Here is a 21,770-nt window from a genome sequence, read left to right as displayed (position 1 = left end):
TCCTCCACACTGGACGGCGGCGGGGGAGGTGGCGATGGGGACGGTCCCGGACGCGGTGGCGCCGATGCTGGCCGTCGACGGGCCGCTCCCGGACGACGACCACCACGGCTACGAGTGGAAGTGGGACGGCTTCCGCGGCTGCGCCCGGATCGCGGCGACCGGCGAAGCCCGGATCACCAGCCGCAGCGGCAGCGACCACACCCACCGCTACCCCGAGCTGCGGGACGTCTTCGGGCCCGCGCTCGGCGGCCACGCGGCGGTGCTGGACGGCGAGGTCGTCGCGCTGAACGCGGCCGGCCGCCCGGAGTTCGAGCTGATGCAGCGCCGCGCGATGCACGAGCCGACGGCGAAGCTGCGGGCCGAGGTCCCGGTCGTCTACTTCGCCTTCGACCTGCTGCGCATCGGGACCGAGTCGCTGCTGGACCGGCCCTACGAGCGGCGGCGGCAGTTCCTCGCGGAACTCGTGGATCCCGGGGACGGCCGGCTGGTGGTACCGCCCTGGTACACCCGCGCCGACCTCGCACCGGACCAGCTCCTGGCGACGGCGGCCCAGCACGGCATCGAGGGCGTCGTCGCGAAGCGCCTGGACGCGCCCTACCTGCCGGGCACGCGCTCGCCGTCGTGGACGAAGCGCGCGTTGACGCAGACGCGCGAAGTGGTGGTCGGCGGCTGGCGCCCGGGCGCGGGCCGCCGCGCGGGCACCCTCGGCGCGTTGCTGCTCGGCGCCTTCGACGACGACGGTGAGCTGGTGTACCTCGGCGACGTCGGCACGGGGTTCAGCGACGACGCGCTGGAGCACCTCCGTGCCGTCCTGGCGCCGCTGGCCCGCGCGGCGAGCCCGTTCGCGACCGAGGTGCCCCGCGAGCGGGCCCGGGGCGCCCGGTGGGTCGAGCCGTCGCTGGTCGGCGAGGTCGTCTACCGGCGGCTGACGCCGGATCTGCGGCTGCGCCACACTTCGTGGCGCGGCCTGCGCCCCGACCGCACGCCCGGCGAGGTGCGGATCTCCTGACGCCCCGGAATTGTCGGTGCCGCGTGGTTTGCTCGACGGCATGGCATTTTCGGCACTGAACGCACCGCCCGCGCGCATCGAGCGGGCGGACGTGGCGGTCGTGGAACGCACGACCGCCGACGACCTGCCGTCGATCCAGGCGCTCTGGCCGTGGTTCGAGGGGCTCGTCGGGCTGCGCGGGCGCAAGATGTTCGCCCGCGTCGACGAACGGGCGGGCACCTACACGGTCTGCACCCCGGTGCGTGACGGCGACCGGCCGGCCGAACTGGGCCTGGCGACCGGGGTGCTGCCCGGCGGCAGCTACCTGCGTGGCCACCTCACCGGCGAGCCACCGGGGATCTACGCGCGGATCGGCGACGCGATGGCGGAACTCCAGGCGGCTGCGATCGTCACCGACGCGACGCGGCCGCTCGTGGAGTTCTACCGCCGGCGCGACCACGTCGAGTTGTGGGTGCCGGTCCCGTGACGGTCTCGCGCGCGATCAGCAACGGCGAGGGGGTGGTCCGGCGGCCACTGTGATCGCGGTCATAGCCGGTCACATCGGGCTCGCGGGCGGAGTCGTGGGGGTGATGGCGCCGGGAACCCGGTGCCGCGCTCTCCCGAGGAGTTCCGATGTCGACTGCCTACCTGATCGTCACCCTCGCCGCCGCGGCGTTCGTGGGGTTCTCGGCCGTTTCGGTGTTCACCCGCGCGAAGTGGGTGGTCGAGCCGATCACCGAATACGGCGTGCCCGAGGCGTGGTGGCCGTGGCTCGGTGCGGCCAAGGCGGCCGGTGCTGTGGGCCTGGTCGTCGGGTTGTTCGTGCCGGCGATCGGCGTCGCGGCGGCGATCGGCCTGGTGCTGTACTTCGCCGGCGCGGTCGTCACCGTGCTGCGCGCCAAGTCGTACGCGCACGTCGCCTTCCCGCTGATCTACGTGGCGCCGGTCGTGGCCTCGCTGGCGCTGCTCGCTTGAGCGGCGAGCCAGGTGAGCGCGGCGGCGGCGTGGTGCAGCACGGAGAGGTGCCCGTCGCCGGGGGTGAGCCGGAGCTCGGCGCCGGGGCAGCGCGCGGCGAGCCACCGGCTGTGCGCGGCGGGCACCATCCGGTCGTCCTCGCCGTGCACCAGCAGGACCGGCGCGGTGATGGCGGCCGGGTCGGCGCCCCACGGCGCGACGTAGGCGAGGTCGTCGTCGATCAGCCCGACCGCCCCCAGCGCGGGCTGGACGACGCTGTCGAGCCAGGACCACGCCCCCTTCAGCGCGGCGAAGTCGGCTTCGGTGAACACCGCGGGGTTGAACTCGGCAGCCGCTTCGTACTTCTCCTTGGCGGCCCGGCCTTCGGTGGCGGCGCGCAACGAACCCTGGTCCGCCATGCCCGCGAACCAGGCTTCACCGTGGAACGGCGCCACCGCGCCGAGACCGGCGGCCGCGAGGACGCGATCGGGCAGCAGCGCCGCGCACGCGAGCGCGTGGGAGCTGCCCCCGGAGTGGCCCAGGACGGCGAAGCGCTCGACCCCGAGCGCGTCGGCGACGGCGGTCGCGTACCCGGCGGCGTCCCCGACGGTCCGCCCCGGCACCGGCGTCGAGCTCCCGTAACCGGGCCGGTCGTAGGAGATCCAGCGGATCCCCAGCTCCTCGCCGAGCGGCAGCAGCGGCCCGGGCGGCGACCCGAGGTTGGGCGTCCCGTGGTGCCACAGGACGGCCGGCCCCGGGCCACCGCTGTCGTACGCGTGCAGGACGCGCCCGCCGGGCAGCGTCAGGTCGCGTTCGGCGAAGGCGGTCACCGGGCGAGCCGCCCGGCCAGCCACGCCAGCGAAAGCGGGTAGCGGTAGTCGATCGCCGCGTGGCCGGCGTCGAACAGCTCGAAGTGCACCCGCTCGGCCGGCAGCCCCGCCGCCGCGATCGCCGCCCGGAAGGCTTCCGCGCCGAGGTCGAGGTAGTACTCGTCGCTCGTGCCCGCGTCGATCCACACCGCGCGCAGCGACCGGATCGCCGCCGCGTGGTCCGGCACCATCCGGACCGGGTCCCAGGCCAGCCAGCGCTCCCACACCTCCGGCCGCACGGCGCCGGTCAGCGGGTCGCACGGCAGCTCGGGCGTCCCGTCCTCCCGCGCCGAGAAGCACGCCGAGACGCCGAGCAGCTGCAGGAGCGTCGCGTCCTCCGGCTTGGTGAACGCCGGTCGCGAGCGGAAGTCCGCCCACCACTTCGCGATGTCCTGGTCGTAGCCGCGCAGGGCGCGCGCCGCCTTGCCGAAGTCCTGGATGTAGCTCAGCTCGTACAGCGAGTCGCCCGCGTGCGTCGCGAGCGCGCCGAACAGGTCGGGGCGCAGCATCGGCGTGATCATCGCGCCGAACCCGCCCGAGGACTTGCCCGCGATCGCGCGGGATCCGGCCGCGGGCACCGTCCGGTAGTGCGCGTCCACCCACGGCACGACCTCATCGCACAGGTACGAGTGGTAGCGGCCGGTGCCCGGCGAATCGACGAACTGGGAGCCGCCGTACGCGGTCCACGCGTCGACGTACACGACGACGCAACCCGGGGCGCCGCCGGCGAAGACCGCGTCGGCGGTCTCCAGGAAGGTCTGCCGGAACGGCGTCCGGTTGGCCCACATCGCCACGTGCCCGGTGTAGCCCTGGATGACGTAGACCACCGGGTAGCGCTCGTCGCCGTCGTCGTAGCCCGGCGGGACGTACACCCACTGCGGCCGTTCGTGCGGGTCGCCGAGCGGGTTGCCGCGCAGCAGCTCGGACTCCAACGTGTGCCGGTCGAGCCGGCCGGCGAGGTCGCCTTCCCAGGGCAGCATGGCGCCAGTCAACCAGAACCACCCGGTTGCAGGGGCTAAGCGATACCTCTTTTCCGCGCGTAGCGTTGAGCCGTTCCGCCCCGACCGCCGTGTTACGGGCACGGTGGTGGGTCAGGGGAATGCGGGGAAGATCATGAAACATCCGGGGCCGTTGTTCACGTTGCTGGCGGGCGTCGCGCTCGCCGGCGGGATCGGGATCGTCAACCTGGCGACGGGGACCGGCGCCGCGCCGGTCGCCGGGGCCGCGAGCGCGGCGGGCGCCGCGGGCAGCACCACAGCGGTGCCGCCGCCGCCCAGGACGACGACGTCGGAAGCGCCGAAGCCCGAGGCACCCGCGCGGGCGGATTACGCCGGGCGCGTGACCGGCGGCGGCGCGTCGGTCGCGGTGTCGGTGCGCGACGGCCACGCCATCGCCTACCTCTGCGACGGCAAGAAGGTCGAAGCGTGGCTGCAAGGCGTGACGACCGGCGGGAAACTGGACCTGAAGGGCGCCAAGAACGCCGCGCTGAGCGGCAGTTTCGACGCCACCGCGGCCACCGGCACGGTGACGGCGTCGGGCAAGACGTGGCAGTTCACCGCGCCGACGGCGAAGAAGCCCGCCGGGCTCTACCGCGCGGCGCCGAAGGTGAAGGGGAAGCAGGCGAAGGCCGGCTGGATCGTGCTGCCCGACGGCAGCCAGGTCGGCATCCTCGCCGCGGGTGACGACGCCACGGCCGCCCCGCCCCTCGACCCGGCCGCGGGCACCGCGAGCGTCGACGGTGCCCCGGTGACCGCCGAGCCGATCAGCGGCCTGGCCGGGAACGGTGACTTCTGATGACCACGGCCGGGCACCGCACCGCGGTCACGCTCCTGGTCCCGCTGTTCGCCGGCGCCGTCGTCTCGGTGGTGCTGGGCGTCTACGGCAGCCTGCACACGCCGACCGGCGTCGCGGTGAACGTCGCCGGGTTCTCCAGCCCGCAGGCGGTGAAGGCGTGGCTCGCCACGGTCGTCGTCGTGCTGGTGCTGGTCCAGCTGCTCTCGGCGCTCTCGCTGTACGGCAAGCTCGGCGCCACGCCCGCGTGGATGGGCACGGTGCACCGCTGGTCGGGCCGGGTGGCCTTCCTGGTGTCCATCCCGGTGGCGCTGCACTGCCTCTACGCGCTCGGGTTCCAGTCGTTCGACACCCGCGTCCTCCTGCACTCCTTGCTGGGCTGCTTCTTCTACGGCGCGTTCGTCGCGAAGATGCTGCTGCTGCGCAAGGACGGCGCGCCCGCGTGGGCGCTGCCGGTGCTCGGCGGCCTCGTCTTCACCGGGCTGGTCGGGCTCTGGCTGAGCGCGTCGCTGTGGTTCTTCACCCAGTCCGGTTTGACCTTCTAGGCGGAGGACGAAGTGCGCGACGACGAAACGGACCCGGTGCTGGCGCGCCGCACGGCGCTGGCGGTGCTGGGCGCGGGGCTGGCCGCCGGCTGCAGCACCTACGGCGGCACCCAGGCCCCGCCACCGGCCGCCCAGCAACCGCCGGCGGCCGGCGGCACGGAACTCGGCCCCGCCGCCGACATCCCCGTCGGCGGCGGCAAGGTGTTCGCGGACAAGCAGGTGGTGGTGACCCAGTCGGCGGCGGGCACCTTCGCGGCGTTCTCCGCCGTCTGCACCCACCAGGGCTGCACGGTGGACGCCGTCGCGGACGGCACGATCAACTGCCCGTGCCACGGCAGCAAGTTCAAGATCGCCGACGGCTCGGTCGCGAACGGCCCGGCATCGCAGCCGCTGCCGAAGAAAGCCGTCACGGTCACCGGCGGCAAGGTCACCTTGGCCTAGGTACCGGGCGGGGTGGGCAAAGCGGTCGCCGAGTCCCGCCCGCTCTGGCACCATCGGGCGGGTGAGCCCGGTCGAGATCGCCTGCGACGAGTCGGGCTCCGAGGGCGAGAACCTGCTCGGCGGCGAGACCGACGTCTTCGCCCACGCCGGGGTTCGGCTGAGCCCGGAAGCCGCCGCGGCCTGCGTGCGCGAGATCCGGGCGCGCATCGGCTCGCCCGCCGAGGAGTACAAGGCCAACCACCTGCTGCGCGCCAAGCACCGCGCGGTGCTCGAGTGGCTGCTCGACCCCGCCGGCCCGCTCGAGGGCCGCGGCCACGTGCACCTGACCGACAAGACGTACTTCGCCGTCCGGGCCGCGGTCGAGCTGCTGGCCGGTCCGGGCACCGCGGCGGCGGCCCGCACCCTGCACCGCGCGGGTCCCGCCGCGTTCGGCGCCGCGCGCTGGGAGTTCTTCCTGACCGCGTTCACCAGCGTGCTGCGGCTCAACCCCCGCCGCGGCGTGCAGACGTCGCCGGAGCGGTTCTTCGCGCTGGTCGACGACCTCGCCGCGACGCCGGGCGAAGCCGGCGAAATCGTCGCGCTCTTCCGTGGCGGCGGCGAGCGCGTGGCCGCCTACCGCGCCCGGCTGGCGAGCGACCCCGGCCTGGTCGGGGTGCTGGATCCGCTGGTGCCCGCGGTGATCCACACCGTCCGCCACTGGAGCGCGGACGGCACCCCGGTCGCGCTGGTGCACGACGAGCAGCTCGCCCTCACCCCCGAGCGCGTGCTGCAGCTCAAGGCCACCCTCGGCCACCGCCTGGCCGGCGTCCGGTTCGTCGACTCCCGCGCCGACGCCCGCGTCCAGATCGCCGACTTCCTCGCCGGTGTCGCCCGCCGCATCGCCTCCGACGAGCTGAACCACCGCAGCGACGCCCGCCTGACCGGGCTGCTGAAGTCCTTTGTGGACACCAACTCCGTCTGGGACGGGCTCAGCAGCTGATCACCTGCGTGGGCGCGCTCGTGTCGTCGAGCCGCTTGACGTACGCGCCGCCGCTGCGCCGGGCGCACGCGGCTTCCTTGGCGGCGAACGGCCCGGCGTAGACCGCGTAGACGTCGGCGCCGTTCACCTGCTGCCGCAGCGACCCGCACCCGGTGGTCGGCGCGTGCAGGTAGCTCGCGCCGGGGTGGAGGTCGAGGAAGCGCTGGACGTCGGCGCGGTAGCGGGCCGGGGTGACGGCGGAGCCGAGGACCACCACGAACGACCCGTCGCACGCGGGCGTGCTCATCGTGGTCGCCAGCCCGAGGTCCGCCCGGCCCGCGGCGACCGTGGTGGCGACGGACGTCCGGACGCTCACCTGCGTGGTCGTGACCGGCGCGGCGGTCGGCGGCGGCGTGGGGGAGGGCGTGGTGGTGGCCAGGGGCGAGGTCGAGGCCGGGCCCGCCGTCGGCCGGTCCTGCAGCGCGGGGCGCAGGATCGTGAACCACCCCGCCACGGCCACGAGGGCGAGCAGGGCCACCGCGGCCACCACCCAAGGCGCCTTCGACGTCCGGGGCGGCTCGGAAACGGGTGCGGGGGTGACGCGGGTGGCCTGCCGGGTCAGGGGAGCGGCCACCCGGACCGGGCTGGTGCCGCCGAGCGCGGCCCGCGCGGCGCCGGCCAGCTCCTCGACCGAGCCGAACCGGTCCGCGGGGTTCTTCGCCATGCCCCGCGCGATCACCTCGTCGAACGCGGCGGGCAGCCCGGGCCGCAGCGCGCTCGGCCGGGGTGGCGGCTGGTGCAGGTGGGCGCCGATCAGCGACGCGGCCGTCGTCACCGGGAACGGCTTGCTGCCGGTCAGGCACTGGTGCAGCACGCAAGCCAGCGAATAGACGTCGACGCGGTGGTCGGCGGGCGCGTCGGCGAAGCGCTCGGGCGCCATGTAGTCGAGGGTGCCGACGGCCCCGCCGGTCGCGGTGAGCCCGGTGGCGGCCCCGGCGGCGCGGGCGATGCCGAAGTCCACGAGGTAGGCGAACCCGGTCGCGTCGACGAGCACGTTGGACGGCTTGACGTCCCGGTGCACCAGCCCTTCGGCGTGCGCGGCGGCCAGCGCCCGCGCGACCTGCCCGACGACGTCGACGGCGTCGGCGGGCGAGGGAGCCCCGCCCGCGGCGAGCCTGCTGCCGAGGTCGTCCCCGTCGACCAGGCGCATGTCGAGGTAGAGCCGCCCGTCGTGCTCCCCGTAGGCGTGAATCGGGATGACGTGCGGCTCCCGCAGCCGCGCGACGGCGTGCGCCTCCCGCCGGAACCGCTCCTGGAAGTCCCGGTCGGCGGCGAACTCGGGCGCGAGCAGCTTGAGCGCCACCACCCGGTCGTGCCGGGTGTCGTGCGCGCGGTACACCTCGCCCATCCCGCCCCGGGCGATCAGCGACTCGACGCGGTAAGGCCCGAACTGCCAGCTCACGCGTTTCCCTCCACCAGGCCCGCCGGACACCGGTGAAGTCGCGGCCCGCGCGCCGGGACGTTACACGGACCGATTTCGCTGACTATAGTCAGCGAATGGACCGGGACCTCATCGACGGCGTCCGGCGGTTCAACCGCACGGTCACCCAGCGGATCGGGGCGCTCGACGACGCCTTCCTCGCCCGCGACCGGCCGCTCGGGCAGGCGCGCGTCCTCTGGGAGATCGGCGTCGCCGGGCTGGACGTGCGGGAGCTGCGGGAACGGCTGGACCTCGACTCCGGCTACCTCAGCCGGCTCCTGCGCGGGCTCGAGCAGGACGGCCTCGTGCGCGTCGAGCCGAGTGACGCCGACAGGCGCGTGCGGACCGCGCGGCTCACCGATGCCGGGGTGGCCGAGCGCGCCACCCTCGACCGGCTCTCCGACGACGCGGCCGCGTCGATCCTCGGGCCGCTGTCCGGTGGGCAGCGCCGCCGGCTCGTCGCCGCGATGGCCGAGGTCGAGCGGTTGCTGACCGCGTCGGCCGTCGAGGTCGCGCCGTGTGCGCCGGAGCGGCCGGCTGCCCGGTTCTGCCTGCGCGCCTACTTCGCCGAGCTGGCCGAGCGGTTCGACGGCGGTTTCGACCCGGAGCTCAGCAGCTCCGCCGCCGACGCCGAGATGACGCCGCCGTCCGGGGTGCTGCTCGTCGCCGCGCTGCACGGGGAGCCGGTCGGGTGCGGGGCGCTCAAGTTCCGCGGTGGCGCGCCCGCCGAGGTCAAGCGGATGTGGGTGGCGCCGCCCGCGCGCGGGCTCGGGCTGGGCCGCCGGCTGCTCGCCGAGCTCGAGGCGCACGCCGCCGCGCAGGGGGTCCGGACGCTGCGGCTGGAGACGAACCGCGCGCTCGCCGAGGCGGTCGGGCTCTACCGGGCAGCCGGCTACCGCGAGGTCGCGCCGTTCAACGACGAGCGCTACGCCGATCACTGGTTCGAGAAGCACCTCGCCGCTCCCCGTACCCTGGGTTAGTGCGGACCCGGCCCACCCTCTCCTGGACCTCGGCGGACGCGCCGCTGCCGCGGACGTCCAGCCTCGACGAGCTCACCGACGTCGTCGCGCGCGGCGGCGTCGCCGTGCTGAGCGGCGCCGGGCTGTCCACCGAGTCCGGCATCCCCGATTACCGCGGCGAGACCGGCAGCCTGCGCCGGCACACGCCGATGACCTACGACGAGTTCGTCACCAGCGCCGAGGGGCGGCAGCGGTACTGGGCGCGCAGCCACCTCGGCTGGCGCACGATCGCCCGCGCCGACCCCAACGACGGTCATCGCGCGGTGACCGCGCTGCGCGAAAGCGGGTTCGTCGGCGGCGTCATCACGCAGAACGTCGACGGCCTGCACCAGGCCGCGGGCACCGCCGACGCGATCGAGCTGCACGGCAGCCTCGACCGCGTGATCTGCCTGGACTGCCGCCGCACGAGCCCGCGCGCGGACCTGGACCGCCGCCTGCGCGCGGCGAACCCCGCCTTCGACGGCGCGGCCACCCGCATCAACCCGGACGGCGACGTCGAACTGCCGGAAGACGTCGTCCGCCGGTTCACCACCGTCCCGTGCGCGGACTGCGCGTCCGGCGTGCTGAAACCGGACGTCGTGTTCTTCGGCGAGAACGTCCCGCGCCCGCGCGTCGAGGAGTGCTACCGGCTCGTCGACGACGCCGGAGCGCTGCTGGTGCTGGGTTCTTCCCTCACGGTGATGTCCGGCCTCCGGTTCGTCCGCCACGCGGCGAAGGCGGGCAAGCCGGTGGTGATCGTCAACCACGGCGAAACGCGCGGAGACCGCTACGCGTCGGTGCGGGTCGACCGGCCGCTCGGCGGGGCGCTCACCGAGCTGGCCGCGAGGCTGGGCTGCGAGGATCGCGGCCGAACCGCCTGAGCACCCGGTCCTGCCGCGACGCACCGGGCTCGTCCGGCGGCGGCTCGGCGAACACCCGCGAGTTCAGCGCCAGCCCCGCGAAGATGGCCTCGTGCTCCTCGTCGATCCACGCGACGAGCCCCGGATCGAGGGACTCGTCGGCGCCGAGCGCGCGGGCCAGGTCCCAGGTGTGCACGGTGCTGTCGGTCGTGCGGACGGCCAGCGCCCGCCGCCCGGTCAGCTCGCCCAGCGGGTAGTCGACGACCCGGTCCAGCGCGTCCGGCGCGGAGAACGCTTCGGCACACACCCGCACCGACTCGGTGAACGCGGTGACGGGGTCGTCGCCGAGCGCGTCGGCGTCGCGGGCGGCCAAGAACTCGTCGCGGGTGGCGCCGGCGAGGAGCCCGACGTAGTTGAGGTTGCCGCGGGTCATGTGATTGACCAGCGCGCGCACGTCCCACGCGGAGCACGGCGTCGGCGCGCTCCAGGCGGCGGACGGCACCGCGCGGAGGTGGTGCTCGAAACCCTTGCTGGCGAGCAGGAACCGGTCCAGGAGCATGGCCGCCAGTCTGGCCCGGGCCCCGGGCCAAGCGCTCGCGGGTATCGGACGTCGTGGACGAGCCCGGTCCGGGTGGGTGGGGGGAACCCGCCCGGACCGGGCTCTGGCGACGGACCTCCACAGCCGGTCGTCGCCTGCAAGACGCGGCGGCCACCCACCGCGTTACAGCGTTTGCAACCCGTTCCAGGACCAGTGCGGCATGCCGAGCCCGGCGGGGACGTCGGTGGCCGGACCGGGGTAGGTCAGCACCTCCGCCACCGCCCACTCCATGTAGGCCCGCAGCGCGGCGCGGAACTCGGGGTCGGCGGGCAGAGCCGCGTCGTCCGCCGCCTGCACGAAGCAGCTCACGAACCGGCGGCCGAGGTCGCTCATGTCGCCGTTGCCGGCGTGCATCCGCAGCATCGCGGAGTGGTCGCTGCACTCCTGCGAAAACCGTGGCGGTCCGCCCATGACCTCGGCCCAGTAGTGAGCCAGCCGTTCGACGTGCCGCGGGTGCTGCCCGGGGTGCGAGAACGGGTGGTTCAGCTCCGGGTCGGCGAGGCAGCGCTCGTGGTGGGCGGCGGCCAGCGCGAGGAACGCGGGGTCACCGCCGGCGAATTCGTAGAGCGTGGGGCGCACCCGCCGAGCCTGGCACGCCGCGCCCCCGGAAGCTAGCGCGCGCCGGCGGCGGCGCGTTCGGCGGCGGGGGAGAAGCCGCCGTACGCCGCGACCGCCCGCTCGACGTCCTCGGCGACGAGGTCGTGGTTGAGCGCGCCCGCGGCGGCCGCGCCCTGGGCCGCGGCGATGATCACGGTCGCCCGCGCGTCGACGACGTTCCCGGCCGCCCACACCCCCGGCACGCTGGTCTTCCCGCTGGGGTCGACCGCGCCTTCGGTGTAGCCGAGCCCGCGCAGGAGCTCGTCGTGCGGGACGGTCCGGGTGCGCAGGAACAACGCCGTCCGCGCGACGAACCGGTCGCCGAGCTCGATCCCGGTGAGCCGCCCGGCTTCCCGCCGCACCGCGGTGACGACGCCGTTGACGACGCGGATGCCGCGCGCGTCGAGCCGCTCGCGGTCCTCTTCGGACGGTGGTGCGGTGTGCGCGAAGTAGACGACGTCGGGGGACCACTGGCGCACCAGCAGCGCGTGCTCGACGCTCCCGGGTTCGGTCCCGAGGACGCCGAGCGGCTCGTCGCGCACCTCGTAGCCGTGGCAGTAGGGGCAGGTCACCGCGCCGGTGCCCCAGCTCTCCCGCAGCCCGGGCAGGTCCGGCAGGTCGTCGTGGACGCCGGTGGCGACCAGGACCCGCCGGGCGGTCAGCTCCCGCCCGCTCGCGAGCCGGGCGGTGAAGCCGGGCTCGAGCCGCGTCACGCTGTCTTCGAGCAGGTCGACGCCGTAGCCGGCGAGCTCCTCGCGCCCGATCTCGAGCAGGTCGGACGGCGGCAGGCCGTCGCGGGAAAGGAAGCCGTGCATGTGCTCGGCCGGGGCGTTGCGCGGTTCCCGGGCGTCGACGACGGCGACCCGCCGCCGCGCGCGGCCCAGCATCAGGGCGGCGTTGAGGCCGGCGGCCCCGCCACCCACCACCAGGACGTCATAGCTGTTTTCGGTCATGACGCCACCCTGAACCCGGCTTCGCGGATCCGACAACTATTGTTGCCGTTTCCGGGACAAGGGGGTTTCCTGGAGGCATGACGGACGCGATCACCCAGGCCCTGTCCGAGGTCGGCCCCCGGCTCAAGCGGGTCCGCACCCAGCGGCGGGTCACCCTGGCCGACCTCTCGACGGCGACGGGCATTTCGAAGAGCACGTTGTCGCGCTTGGAGTCCGGCCAGCGCAAGCCGAGCCTGGAGCTGCTGCTGCCGATCGCGCAGGCCCACCAGGTCCCCCTCGACGAGCTGGTGGGCGCCCCCGAGGTCGGCGACCCCCGCGTCCGCCTGACCGCCCGCCGCATCCCGCGCCACAACGGCGCGGCGATGACCGTCCTGCCGCTGACCCGCCAGCCCGGCGCGCCCCAGGCGTTCAAGATGATCCTGGAACCGGAGACGGGCGAGCCCGATCCCCAGGTCCACGAGGGCTACGAGTGGCTGTACGTCCTTTCGGGACGGTTGCGGCTGGTGCTGGCCGACCGCGACATGGTCCTGGGCCCGGGCGAGGCGGCGGAGTTCGACACGCGCCTGCCGCACTGGTTCGGCGCGGTCGACCGGCCGGCGGAGATCCTCAGCCTGTTCGGCAAGCAGGGGGAGCGGCTGCACCTGCGGGCGAAGTCCCGCTGATTTTCTGGACTTGCCGGTCCATTTCACTCGGCGTTGAGTGGCGGTGTCCCGCTCCCGACCGAGAGAGAAGGTTCCGCGATGCACGCGGTGTTCGCCCGTGACTTCGGCAGTCCGGAGGTCTTGACCTGGACGGAGTTCCCCGACCCCGTGCCCGGCCCCGGCGAGGTCCTCGTCCGGCTCCGCGCGGCCGGGGTGAACTTCATGGACACCGGCGTCCGGAGCCGGCCGGTGCCGACGTGGTCCCTGCCGGCCGTGCTGGGGGTCGAAGGCGCCGGCACGGTGAGCGCGCTGGGCGCGGACGTGACCGGGTTCGCCGTCGGCGACCGCGTCGCCTGGTACTACCACCGCGGCAGTTACGCCGAGCAGATCGCCATCCCGGCGCGATCGCTCGTGCGCCTCCCCGGCGACATCGACGACGAGACCGCCGCCGCCGTCATGATGCAGGGCCTGACCGCCAACCACTTCACCACCGAGACGTACGCGATCCGGCCGGGGGACACGGCGGTCGTGCACGCCGCGGCGGGCGGGGTCGGGTCGGTGCTGACCCAGCTGATCAAGGCGCGCGGCGGCACGGTGGTCGGCCTGGTGTCCCGGGCGGACAAGGTCCCGGTGGCGGCGGAGGCCGGTGCCGACCACGTGCTCGTGTCGAGCGGCGGCGGTTTCGAAGACCGCGTGAAGGAGCTCACCGGCGGTCGCGGTGCCGACGTCGTCTACGACGGCAGCGGGCCGGCGGCGTTCCGCTCGTCCCAGCTCGCCCTGCGCCCGCACGGCGTGCACGCCTACTACGGCGTGCTGATCGGCAACCCGGTGTTCCGGCCGATGGACCTGCCGAACAGCATCCTGCTGTCCTACCCGGCGGTCGCCGATCACGTGCCGACGCGGGAAGCCCTGCTGGCGCGGACCGAGGAGCTCTTCGGCTTCGTCCGGAGTGGACAGCTCGTGCCCCGCATCGGGCAGCGCTACGCCCTCGCCGACGCCGCACGGGCCCACCGGGACCTGGAATCCCGGCGCACGACGGGAAAGCTGCTGCTGCTCCCGTCAGCCTAGGTCCCGCTGCATCAGCAGCGTGTCGAGCCAGCGGCCGTGCTTGAACCCGACGCGCCGCAGCACGCCCGCGTCGGTGAAGTCGGCCGCGAGGTGGAGGGTGCGCGAGGCCGGGCTGCCGGAGTCGACGATCACCGCGATCGCCTGCCGCGCCCCGGCTTCGGCGCACCGCTCCAGCAGTTCGCCGAGCAGCCGGCGGCCGTGTCCCCGGCCGGTGGCGCCCGGGGCGAGGTAGATCGTCGTCTCGACGGAGAACCGGTACGCCGGCTTCGGGCGCCACGGCGCCGCCAGCGCGTACCCGAGGACTTCGCCTTCGTCAGCGAGGACGAGGAAGGGCCAGGCGCGCTCGCGGATCTTCGCGCGCCACTGGTCCGCGGTCGGCGGGGTGGTCTCGAACGTCACGACGGAGTCAATGGCGTACGGCGCGAAGACGGCGGCGATGCCTTCGGCGTCGGCCTCCGTCACTTCCGCTATAGTGGACATGTTCGCTATCATAGAGGAATGATTGATCCGGTGACGCTCGGCCGCCGTCTGCACGAGCTGCGCGGCGACCGGGGGCTCGCGCTGAAGGCCCTGGCCGCGGCAGCGGGCGTGAGCGTCAGCATGCTGTCGGCCATCGAACGCGGGGAGAAGACGCCGACGGTCGTCGTGCTGTCGCGGATCGCCGACGGGCTCGGCCTGTCGCTGTCCCGCCTGCTGGCCGGCCTCGAGACGGACCGGGTGATCGTCCGCCGCGCCGCCGAGCAGGACCACGTCGCCGAGCCGGGCGGCTGGCACCGCACGGTGCTGACCCCGGTGGTCCCCGGCGTCAACTTCGAATGGATCCGCACGACCCTGCCGCCGCGCTGCGACGCGGGCGCGTTCCCCGCCTACGCCCCGGGGTCCCACGAGTTCGTCGCCGTCGAGTCGGGCACGCTCTGCCTCGGCGTCGGCGAGGCGGACTACGTCCTGAACGCGGGCGACTCGCTCTACTTCCCCGCCGACGCACCGCATTCGTACGCGAACCCCGGCGGAGAACCGTGCGTGTACCACGTCGCGGCGCTGATCATGCGGCCGCGTGAGAACCGGACTTTCGGCGTTTCACCGGTCTGAGGCGCGCCGCGCTGTTAACGTCCGGGTGGTGCGGATCTGGTGGTGCGGCGTCGTCCTGAGTGCGGTTGCGCTGCTCGCCGCGTGCGCCGGCGGCGGATCGGGCACCGGGCGGCTGATCCCACCCACCACCTCGACGACGCCGGTCACTTCGGTGCCACCGGCCACGGACTCCCCGGTGACGACCACGACGCCGCCGACGACCACGCAGACGAGAGCGCATCCGCCGACGGCGACGACGACCACCAAGAAGACGACCACCCCGCGTCACACGACGACGCGGCGGCGGCCGCGCTGAGTCAGCGCCCGCGCAGGCGGGGGCGCGCCAGGCCGATCGCGGCCGTGACGATCAACGCGACGGCCGCCACCGCCGCGATCACCGACAGGACGGGAGCGCGGGTTTCCGCTCTCGTCAGCGTGAGGATGCTGGAGACGAGCAGGATCGCGCCCACGCCCAGGTAGAGCCAGCACAACGGGGCGGTGGTCGGGATGAAGTGCCAACGCCGTTCGGCCATCGAACCTCCTTGATCGACCTTCGCCCCGGATTTGCCCCGATCAGGTGACGATCAAACCGGCGGGAATCCGCCATGACCCCGAGCTGTCGCAAACCTGCCAGCCCGGGCGCGGCGACGTCGATCTACTGGGCGCATGAACGCATCCCGCTGGCCTGCTGTCACAGCTGTGACCGTCGGCATCTTCGCCATCGTCACCACCGAAATCCTGCCGATCGGGCTGCTGACGCCGATCGCGGCCACGTTCGGCGTTTCGGCGGGCACCGCGGGCTGGACGATGACCGTGCCCGGCCTCGTCGGCGCGATCGCCGCGCCGGTGGTGACCGTCGCGATCGGCCGCGCCGACCGGCGGCCAGTCCTGGCCGCGTTGATGCTCCTGCTCGCCGTCGCCGGCTTCCTCGCCGCGGCCGCGCCCGCGTACTGGGTGCTGCTCGTCGCGCGGTTCCTCGTCGGCCTCGTCATCGGCGGTTTCTGGTCGGTCGGCGCGGGACTGGCGCCCCGGCTCGTGGAGCCGGCCGCCGTCGCGCGGGCGACGGCGGTGATCTTCGCCGCCGTACCGCTGGGCTCGGTGCTGGGCGTACCGCTCGGCACGCTGCTCGGGCAGCTCGCCGGCTGGCGGACGGCGTTCCTGCTGCTCGGCTTGCTGAGCCTCGGCACGGCCGCCGCGTTGCTCGTCTTCACGCCTTCGCTGCCATCGCGGGAAAGCACGCGGCCGAGCGTCCTCACCGGACTGCTCCGCCGCCATGGCGTCCGAAGTGGACTGATCGTGACGTTCCTGGTCGTGCTGGCGCACTTCGGCACCTACACCTACCTCACGCCACTGCTGCGCGACGTCGTCCGGCCCGCGGTGCTCAGTGGTTACCTGCTGGTCTACGGCGTCGCGGGGATCGCCGGGACGTTCCTGGCGGGTGCGAGCCGACGTCCCCGGGTGGCCTTCGCCGTCGCGGCGGCGCTGATCGCGGCGTCGGTCTTCGTCCTGCCGCACGTCGGCGCGGCGGGCGCGCTCGCGGTGCTCGTGGTGTGGGGAGCGGCGTACGGCGCGGTGCCGGTCTGCTCGCAGCGGTGGTTCGCCCGCGAAGCGCCGGACGCGCCCGAGGCCGCGACCGTCCTGTTCACGGCGTCCTTCCAGGCCACGATCTCCGCGGGCGCGCTGGCGGGCGGGTTCGTGGTGGACGCGGTGTCGGTGCCGGCCGTGATGACCTGCGGTGGCGTGGCCGCGGTACTGGCCGCGCTCGCGGTTCCGGCCCGGGTGTTCCGCTCGCCGGAACGCCGGGCTGTCCCGGTCGCCGAGCCCGGTGCGACGGTCGGGACATGGCTCCCGTGATGGCGGCGATCGTCGGCCCCGGCAACATCGGCACCGATTTGCTGGCGAAGCTGCGACGCAGTGAAGTGATCGAAGTCGGCTACGTCGTCGGCGTGGTCGAGTCCGACGGCCTCGAACGCGCCCGCGCGCAGGGGATCGCGGCGTCCGCCGAGGGCGTCGACTGGCTGCTGCGCCAGGATCCGTTGCCCGAGCTGGTGTTCGAGGCGACGTCGGCGAAGGCGCACGCGGCGAACGCCCCGCGCTACGAGGCCGCGGGCATCCAGGCGATCGACCTCACCCCGGCGCACCTCGGCCCGATGGTGTGCCCGCCGGTGAACCTCGGCGCCCACCTCGACGCCCCGAACGTCTCGATGATCACCTGCGGCGGCCAGGCCACGATCCCGATGGTGCACGCCGTTTCCCGGGTCACGCCGGTGCCGTACGCGGAGATCGTCGCCTCGGTGGCGTCGCGCGGCGCGGGTCCCGGTACCCGGGCGAACATCGACGAGTTCACGCGCACGACGTCGCAGGCCGTGGCCGAGATCGGCGGCGCGGGACGCGGCAAGGCGATCATCATCCTCAACCCGGTCGAGCCGCCGATGATCATGCGGGACACGGTGTTCTGCGCGATCGGCCTCGACGCCGACCGCGACGCGATCACCGCGTCCATCCACGCGATGGTCGCCGAGGTGCGGCAGTACGTCCCCGGCTACGCCCTGCGCGCGGATCCGCAGTTCGACGACGCGCGCGAGGACTGGGACGGCCACGCGCGGGTCGGCATCTTCCTCGAGGTCCGCGGCAACGGCGACTACCTGCCGGAGTACGCCGGCAACCTGGACATCATGACCGCCGCGGCCGCGCGCGTCGGCGAGCTGATGGCCCGCGCGAAGCAGGAGGTGCCGGCATGACCCGCCCGGAGCTGGAGCACGACGTCCGGATCGTCGACACGACGCTGCGGGACGGCAGCCACGCGATGGCCCACCGCTTCACCGAGCAGCAGGTGCGCGACACGGTGCGCGCGCTGGACCGCGCGGGCGTCGGGGTCATCGAGGTGACCCACGGCGACGGCCTCGGCGGCTCGTCGTTCACCTACGGCTTCTCCGCCGTCGACGAGCTGAAACTGATCGCGGCGGCGCGGGAGGAGGCTCGGCAGGCGAAGATCGCCGTGCTGCTCGTGCCCGGCATCGGGACGGCCGAAGACCTCCAGCGCGCCTTCGACGCGGGCGCGGAGATGGTGCGGGTGGCCACGCACTGCACCGAAGCCGACGTCTCGCCGCAGCACTTCGGCCTGGCGCGCGAACTCGGGATGGAGACGGCCGGGTTCCTGATGATGGCGCACCGGACACCGCCGGAGGACCTGGCGAAGCAGGCCAGGATCATGGTGGACGCGGGCTGCCAGGCGGCGTACGTGACGGACTCGGCGGGCGCGCTGCTGATGCACGAGGCGCGGGCGAGGTTCGAGGCGCTGGTCGCGGAGGTCGGCGACACGGCGTGGGTCGGCTACCACGGGCACCAGAACCTTTCGCTCGGCGTCGCGAACTCCGTGCTGGCCTACGAAGCCGGCGTCCGCTACATCGACGGCTCGCTGTGCGCCCTCGGCGCGGGCGCGGGCAACTCGCCGACGGAGGTCCTCGCCGCGGTGTTCGACCGCCTGGGGATCGACACGGGCCTCGACGTCGGCGCCCTGCTGGACGCGGCGGAGGAGGTCGTCCGCCCGTACCTGCAGCGCTGGCCGAAGATGGACCGCAACGCGATCGTCCAGGGCTGGGCGGGGGTGTATTCGAGCTTCCTGCTGCACGCGGAGCGCGCGGCGGAGCGCTACGGCGTCCCGGCCCAGGCGATCCTCCGCCGCTGCGGCGAGCTGGCCCTGGTCGGCGGCCAGGAGGACATGATCATCGACGTCGCGGTGCAGCTGGCCGCGGAGGGTTAGCCGGCGAAGCGGTCCAGAGCCGCCTGCTTCCACGCGCGTTTGACGTCGCTCGCGCGGTGCCCGGACCGGTCGTCGACGAGCAGTTCGGCGCCCGGCCAGACCCGCGCGAGCTCCCATGCGGTCGTCACCGGGCAGCTGAGGTCGAGCCGCCCGTGGATCAGGACGCCGGGGATGCCTGCCAGCTTTCCCGCGTCGCGGATGACGGCGCCTTCCTCGAGCCAGCTGGCGTGGGCGTAGTAGTGCGCGGTGAGCCGGGCGAACGCGATCGCGGCGGCGTCGAGCGGTCCACTGTGGACTTCTGCGCCGGGTTCGAGCGACAGCACCGTTTCCTCCCAGGCGATCCACGCGCGGGCGGCGCGCTCGCGTTCGCCGGGATCCGCCATCAGCCGCGTGTAACCGCGCACGACGTCGTCGTCCCCGGCGCCGTCGCGAAAGCGCTGCCACGCCTCCGGGAAGAACCGGCCCGCCCCCCGGTAGAGCCAGTCGAGCTCCGAGCGCCGCGTCGTGCTGATCGCGCTGAGCACGATCTCCGACACCCGGTGCGGGAAGCGTTCGGCGTAGACCAGCGCGAGCGTCGTGCCCCACGAACCGCCGGTCAGCAGCCAGCGCTCGATGCCGAGGTGCTCGCGCAGCCGTTCGAGGTCGGCGACGAGGTGGTCCGTGGTGTTGTGCCGCAGGCTCGTGGCCGGGTCGCTCGCGTGCGGGAGGCTCCGGCCGCAGCCGCGCTGGTCGACGAGCACGGCCCGGTAGCGGGCGGGGTCGAACACCCGCCGCATCCCCGGCGTACAGCCCTGGCCGGGCCCGCCGTGCAGCACGAGCGCGGGCTTGCCACCGGGGTTCCCGCAGGTCTCCCAGTAGACGCGGTGCCCGTCGCCGACGTCCAGCAGGCCGTGGTCGTAGGGCTCGATCGGCGGGTACACCGTGTCATTGTCCAGGGCGCGCCGGAGGAGTGCCGGCGCGCCCTGCCGCGCGTCAGGCGGGCTCGCCGAACCACTTCCGCAGCGCGGCGGCCAGCCCGGCGGTCCCGCCGTCCTCGCTCGCCCAGGCGACGAACCCGTCCGGCCGCAGCAGCACGCCGGTGAGCGCGGGCTCGCTGTCGCACTTCACGGCCAGGACGTTGACGCGGTCGCCCCAGCCGGCCGCCGCCTGCCGCAGTCCGGCGTTGTCGGCGAGGTCGAGCAGGAGCGCCTTGCCGTCCTGGAGGTGCTCACCGAGGCGCGTCCCGTCGGCGAAGGCGAAGTCCGGCGCGGCGCGGCCGGTGAGGTCGTGCTCGCCGTCGAGCGGGTACCGGTGCAGAACGCCGGAGAGCTTCTTGGCCAGGTAGGTGGCGCCGTCGTCGGTGCGCAGCAGGTCGCCGACGACCTGGCGCAGCGCCTTCGTCCGGACGTCGCTGCGCATCAGCGCGACCTGCGCCCGCGTCCACTCGAGCACCCACTCGCCGATCGGGTGCCGCTCGGTGGTGTAGCTGTCGAGCAGGCCGTCGGGCGCCCAGCCGTGGATGGTCGCGGCGAGCTTCCAGCCGAGGTTGACGGCGTCGCCGATGCCCAGGTTCAGCCCCTGCCCGCCGAAGGGGGAGTGGACGTGCGCGGCGTCGCCGGCCAGCAGGACCCGGCCGAGGCGGTAGGTGCTCGCCTGGCGCGCGTTGTCGGTGAAGCGCGTCGCGCTGTGCACCTTCAGCACCCGGACGTCGGCGCCGGACACCCGCCGGAAGCTGTCTTCGAGCTCCTGCGCGGTGATCGGGGAGTTCCGGTCCGCGGGCGGCCCGTCGAACTCGACGGTGAGCATCCGCCCGGGCACCGGCCCGTGGACGTAGAGGCCGCCGGTGCCGTGCTGCCAGCCGCCGGGCAGCTTGTCGACCCCGCTGAGCTCGGCCATCGCCTGCCGCCCGGTGACGGCGGGATCGGTCCCGGGGAACTCGAACCCCGCCAGCTTCCGGACCGGGCTGCGACCCCCGTCGCACCCGACCAGCCAGCTCGCGCGCACCCGGTCATCCCCGAGGTGCACCGTGACGCCGTCGTCGTCGGCGTCGAACCCGGTCAGCTCGACCCCGCGCCGGATCTCGACCCCGAGTTCGAGAGCGCGAGCGGCGAGGATCGCCTCGACGGCCTGCTGCTGGATGACGACGACGCGCGACGCGGGCCCGACGTCCCGGAAGTCCGGATCCTCGAAGTCGACGCCGTTCGAGGCGACCATGATCCCGGCGAAGTGCCCCACGGGCATCGCCGGCTTCGGCCCGCCCCCACCCCGCGACTTGAGGAACTCCTCGATCTTCGCGGCGTTCTGCCGCACGTTCTCGTCCATGGCGGGCAGCAGCCCTCGCCGGTAGAAGGCCTCGGCGGTCGTCAGGTTGACCGACCCGGCCTTGATCGTCACATCCGGCTCGGGCAGCCGTTCGACGACGAGCACGTCCACGCCTGTCAGCCGAAGTTCACAGGCCAGCATCAAGCCGACCGGTCCGCCCCCGGAGATCACCACATCCCTGTTCATGCCTCCGAGGATGCCGCAAAACTTTTACCGAGTCAAACTTTGTGTCGGGTCTATACTCTTGGCTCATGGCGGATCACGGACTGCGCGAGCGCAAGAAGCAGGCAACACGCCAGCTGATCTCGAACGTGGCGACAGGCATGTTCATCCAGCGCGGCTTCGACCAGGTGACGGTGGCGGAGATCGCCGAGGCGGCGGGCGTCTCGAAGATGACGGTGTTCAACTACTTCCCGCGCAAGGAGGACCTGTTCCTCGACCGCCACGCGGACCGCCTGGCGGAGCTGACGTCGGTGGTCTCGTCCCGGCCGGCGGGCGTCTCGCCCTGCGCGGCTCTACGCGCGCACCAGCACTCGCTGCTGGCCTCCGGCCACCCGTTGTCCGGCGCCATCGCGGGCGGCCCCGGCTTCTGGTGGGTGCTGACGTCGAGCCCGGCGTTGATGGCGCGCTGGTACGAGCAGGAGCGGGAGATCGCTTCGGCGTTCGCGGAAGTGCTCGTCTCGGAGACCGGCGACGCTTTCCGATCGCGGGTGGTGGCGGGGCTGCTGGCCACGGCGATCGCGACGATCTTTTCGCACGCGATGGAGCGGATCATCGGGGGCGAGGACGCGGAATTGGTCCGGCGGGAGCAGGTCGCGTTCATCGACGAGGCATTCGACCTGGTGGAAAACGGCGTGGGAGATTTTCCGGGTGTGGCGGATTGACTGGACAGCCGCC

The 21,770-nt window shown here is 73.8% G+C and carries 27 protein-coding genes; 17 read left to right on the top strand and 10 right to left on the bottom strand.

All coding sequences use genetic code 11. The annotated features are described in order from the left end of the window. The first annotated feature begins 34 nt into the window (after positions 1–34). The 3 genes from ligD (at position 35) to ACLJQM_RS25815 (ending at position 1,963) form a co-directional block, all read left to right on the top strand. The gene (gene ligD / locus ACLJQM_RS25825; RefSeq protein ID WP_410633072.1) at positions 35–1,009 is read left to right on the top strand and encodes a non-homologous end-joining DNA ligase; all 975 of its coding nucleotides are present in this window, start codon (positions 35–37) and stop codon (positions 1,007–1,009) included. A gap of 40 nt (positions 1,010–1,049) precedes the next feature. Then, entirely contained in the window at positions 1,050–1,475 is a 426-nt protein-coding gene (locus ACLJQM_RS25820; protein ID WP_410633071.1) for a GyrI-like domain-containing protein, read from the top strand. A gap of 146 nt (positions 1,476–1,621) precedes the next feature. Continuing rightward, positions 1,622–1,963: a DoxX family protein gene (locus tag ACLJQM_RS25815; protein ID WP_247024123.1), complete on the top strand. Its 342-nt coding sequence runs from the start codon at positions 1,622–1,624 to the stop codon at positions 1,961–1,963. Here the strand turns inward: ACLJQM_RS25815 and ACLJQM_RS25810 are convergent. Then, a complete protein-coding gene (locus ACLJQM_RS25810; RefSeq protein ID WP_410633070.1) occupies positions 1,921–2,772 on the bottom strand; it encodes an alpha/beta fold hydrolase in 852 nt (283 codons plus the stop codon). The two genes, ACLJQM_RS25815 and ACLJQM_RS25810, sit on opposite strands and share 43 nt — an antisense overlap. Next, entirely contained in the window at positions 2,769–3,791 is a 1,023-nt protein-coding gene (locus ACLJQM_RS25805; RefSeq protein WP_410633069.1) for an alpha/beta hydrolase, read from the bottom strand. The genes ACLJQM_RS25810 and ACLJQM_RS25805 overlap by 4 nt, the downstream gene beginning before the upstream one ends. Positions 3,792–3,924: 133 nt before the next feature. Here ACLJQM_RS25805 and ACLJQM_RS25800 point away from each other — a divergent pair, with 133 nt between their 5' ends. The 4 genes from ACLJQM_RS25800 (at position 3,925) to ACLJQM_RS25785 (ending at position 6,567) form a co-directional block, all read left to right on the top strand. Continuing rightward, positions 3,925–4,605: a hypothetical protein gene (locus ACLJQM_RS25800; RefSeq protein WP_410633068.1), complete on the top strand. Its 681-nt coding sequence runs from the start codon at positions 3,925–3,927 to the stop codon at positions 4,603–4,605. Beyond that, positions 4,605–5,147 carry a DUF6529 family protein gene (locus tag ACLJQM_RS25795; protein WP_410633067.1) on the top strand — a complete coding sequence of 181 codons (543 nt, stop codon included), beginning with the start codon at positions 4,605–4,607 and terminating at the stop codon, positions 5,145–5,147. Before ACLJQM_RS25800 ends, ACLJQM_RS25795 begins: the two co-directional genes overlap by 1 nt. Before the next feature lie 12 nt (positions 5,148–5,159). Beyond that, on the top strand, positions 5,160–5,588 hold the full coding sequence (locus ACLJQM_RS25790; RefSeq protein ID WP_410633066.1) for a Rieske (2Fe-2S) protein: 429 nt from the start codon (positions 5,160–5,162) through the stop codon (positions 5,586–5,588). Between the two features lie 61 nt (positions 5,589–5,649). Continuing rightward, on the top strand, positions 5,650–6,567 hold the full coding sequence (locus ACLJQM_RS25785) for a DUF3800 domain-containing protein (RefSeq protein WP_410633065.1): 918 nt from the start codon (positions 5,650–5,652) through the stop codon (positions 6,565–6,567). Here ACLJQM_RS25785 and ACLJQM_RS25780 read toward each other — a convergent pair. Next, positions 6,557–8,008 carry a serine/threonine-protein kinase gene (locus tag ACLJQM_RS25780; protein ID WP_410633064.1) on the bottom strand — a complete coding sequence of 484 codons (1,452 nt, stop codon included), beginning with the start codon at positions 8,006–8,008 and terminating at the stop codon, positions 6,557–6,559. The two genes, ACLJQM_RS25785 and ACLJQM_RS25780, sit on opposite strands and share 11 nt — an antisense overlap. Positions 8,009–8,103: 95 nt before the next feature. Here ACLJQM_RS25780 and ACLJQM_RS25775 point away from each other — a divergent pair, with 95 nt between their 5' ends. Together ACLJQM_RS25775 and ACLJQM_RS25770 are read left to right on the top strand one after the other, a co-directional pair. Further along, positions 8,104–9,006 (top strand): GNAT family N-acetyltransferase, encoded by a 903-nt coding sequence (locus ACLJQM_RS25775; protein ID WP_410633063.1) that lies wholly within the window; start codon positions 8,104–8,106, stop codon positions 9,004–9,006. Next, positions 9,006–9,905 (top strand): NAD-dependent protein deacetylase, encoded by a 900-nt coding sequence (locus ACLJQM_RS25770; RefSeq protein WP_410633062.1) that lies wholly within the window; start codon positions 9,006–9,008, stop codon positions 9,903–9,905. The genes ACLJQM_RS25775 and ACLJQM_RS25770 overlap by 1 nt, the downstream gene beginning before the upstream one ends. Here the strand turns inward: ACLJQM_RS25770 and ACLJQM_RS25765 are convergent. From ACLJQM_RS25765 to ACLJQM_RS25755, 3 genes are all read right to left on the bottom strand, one after another. Then, entirely contained in the window at positions 9,853–10,443 is a 591-nt protein-coding gene (locus tag ACLJQM_RS25765; RefSeq protein ID WP_410633061.1) for a TIGR03086 family metal-binding protein, read from the bottom strand. The genes ACLJQM_RS25770 and ACLJQM_RS25765 overlap by 53 nt on opposite strands. Positions 10,444–10,605: 162 nt before the next feature. Further along, the gene (locus tag ACLJQM_RS25760) at positions 10,606–11,061 is read right to left on the bottom strand and encodes an oxidoreductase (RefSeq protein WP_360775603.1); all 456 of its coding nucleotides are present in this window, start codon (positions 11,059–11,061) and stop codon (positions 10,606–10,608) included. Between the two features lie 32 nt (positions 11,062–11,093). After that, the gene (locus ACLJQM_RS25755) at positions 11,094–12,032 is read right to left on the bottom strand and encodes an NAD(P)/FAD-dependent oxidoreductase (protein WP_410633060.1); all 939 of its coding nucleotides are present in this window, start codon (positions 12,030–12,032) and stop codon (positions 11,094–11,096) included. Positions 12,033–12,109: 77 nt separating this feature from the next. Between ACLJQM_RS25755 and ACLJQM_RS25750 the strand changes: the two genes are divergently transcribed. Both ACLJQM_RS25750 and ACLJQM_RS25745 read left to right on the top strand, forming a co-directional pair. Beyond that, positions 12,110–12,694, top strand: coding sequence for a helix-turn-helix domain-containing protein (locus ACLJQM_RS25750; RefSeq protein ID WP_247024106.1), 585 nt, complete (start codon positions 12,110–12,112; stop codon positions 12,692–12,694). Between the two features lie 78 nt (positions 12,695–12,772). Then, positions 12,773–13,741 carry a quinone oxidoreductase family protein gene (locus ACLJQM_RS25745; RefSeq protein WP_360775598.1) on the top strand — a complete coding sequence of 323 codons (969 nt, stop codon included), beginning with the start codon at positions 12,773–12,775 and terminating at the stop codon, positions 13,739–13,741. On the opposite strand, the gene ACLJQM_RS25740 is transcribed toward ACLJQM_RS25745, so the two are convergent. Then, positions 13,733–14,221, bottom strand: a complete 489-nt coding sequence (locus ACLJQM_RS25740; RefSeq protein WP_410633059.1) for a GNAT family N-acetyltransferase — start codon at positions 14,219–14,221, stop codon at positions 13,733–13,735. The two genes, ACLJQM_RS25745 and ACLJQM_RS25740, sit on opposite strands and share 9 nt — an antisense overlap. 18 nt (positions 14,222–14,239) lie before the next feature. Between ACLJQM_RS25740 and ACLJQM_RS25735 the strand changes: the two genes are divergently transcribed. Beyond that, complete coding sequence (locus ACLJQM_RS25735) at positions 14,240–14,830, top strand: helix-turn-helix domain-containing protein (RefSeq protein WP_410633058.1); 591 nt, start codon at positions 14,240–14,242, stop codon at positions 14,828–14,830. 28 nt (positions 14,831–14,858) lie between these two features. Then, a complete protein-coding gene (locus ACLJQM_RS25730) occupies positions 14,859–15,125 on the top strand; it encodes a hypothetical protein (RefSeq protein ID WP_410633057.1) in 267 nt (88 codons plus the stop codon). A gap of 1 nt (position 15,126) precedes the next feature. Here ACLJQM_RS25730 and ACLJQM_RS25725 read toward each other — a convergent pair whose 3' ends face one another. Continuing rightward, the gene (locus ACLJQM_RS25725; RefSeq protein ID WP_410633056.1) at positions 15,127–15,342 is read right to left on the bottom strand and encodes a hypothetical protein; all 216 of its coding nucleotides are present in this window, start codon (positions 15,340–15,342) and stop codon (positions 15,127–15,129) included. A 166-nt stretch (positions 15,343–15,508) separates the two neighbouring features. Between ACLJQM_RS25725 and ACLJQM_RS25720 the strand changes: the two genes are divergently transcribed. Genes ACLJQM_RS25720 through dmpG form a run of 3 tightly spaced genes read left to right on the top strand, consistent with a single transcriptional unit; the run spans position 15,509 to position 18,572 of the window. Beyond that, a complete protein-coding gene (locus ACLJQM_RS25720; RefSeq protein WP_410633055.1) occupies positions 15,509–16,663 on the top strand; it encodes an MFS transporter in 1,155 nt (384 codons plus the stop codon). After that, positions 16,651–17,550 carry an acetaldehyde dehydrogenase (acetylating) gene (locus tag ACLJQM_RS25715; protein ID WP_410633054.1) on the top strand — a complete coding sequence of 300 codons (900 nt, stop codon included), beginning with the start codon at positions 16,651–16,653 and terminating at the stop codon, positions 17,548–17,550. Before ACLJQM_RS25720 ends, ACLJQM_RS25715 begins: the two co-directional genes overlap by 13 nt. Beyond that, on the top strand, positions 17,547–18,572 hold the full coding sequence (gene dmpG, locus ACLJQM_RS25710) for a 4-hydroxy-2-oxovalerate aldolase (RefSeq protein WP_247024101.1): 1,026 nt from the start codon (positions 17,547–17,549) through the stop codon (positions 18,570–18,572). Before ACLJQM_RS25715 ends, dmpG begins: the two co-directional genes overlap by 4 nt. On the opposite strand, the gene pip is transcribed toward dmpG, so the two are convergent. Continuing rightward, positions 18,569–19,492 carry a prolyl aminopeptidase gene (pip, locus tag ACLJQM_RS25705; RefSeq protein WP_410633053.1) on the bottom strand — a complete coding sequence of 308 codons (924 nt, stop codon included), beginning with the start codon at positions 19,490–19,492 and terminating at the stop codon, positions 18,569–18,571. The genes dmpG and pip overlap by 4 nt on opposite strands. Positions 19,493–19,544: 52 nt before the next feature. Beyond that, positions 19,545–21,059 carry an FAD-dependent monooxygenase gene (locus ACLJQM_RS25700; RefSeq protein ID WP_410633052.1) on the bottom strand — a complete coding sequence of 505 codons (1,515 nt, stop codon included), beginning with the start codon at positions 21,057–21,059 and terminating at the stop codon, positions 19,545–19,547. A 65-nt stretch (positions 21,060–21,124) separates the two neighbouring features. Between ACLJQM_RS25700 and ACLJQM_RS25695 the strand changes: the two genes are divergently transcribed. Further along, positions 21,125–21,757: a TetR/AcrR family transcriptional regulator gene (locus tag ACLJQM_RS25695; RefSeq protein WP_410633051.1), complete on the top strand. Its 633-nt coding sequence runs from the start codon at positions 21,125–21,127 to the stop codon at positions 21,755–21,757. Positions 21,758–21,770 lie beyond the last annotated feature (13 nt).

It is taken from the genome of Amycolatopsis sp. cmx-4-83 (genome assembly GCF_046548815.1).
GTDB lineage: Bacteria > Actinomycetota > Actinomycetes > Mycobacteriales > Pseudonocardiaceae > Amycolatopsis > Amycolatopsis pretoriensis_A.
The sequence above is the reverse complement of the archived record's forward strand: the minus strand, read 5'-3'. Positions and strand labels throughout refer to the sequence as shown.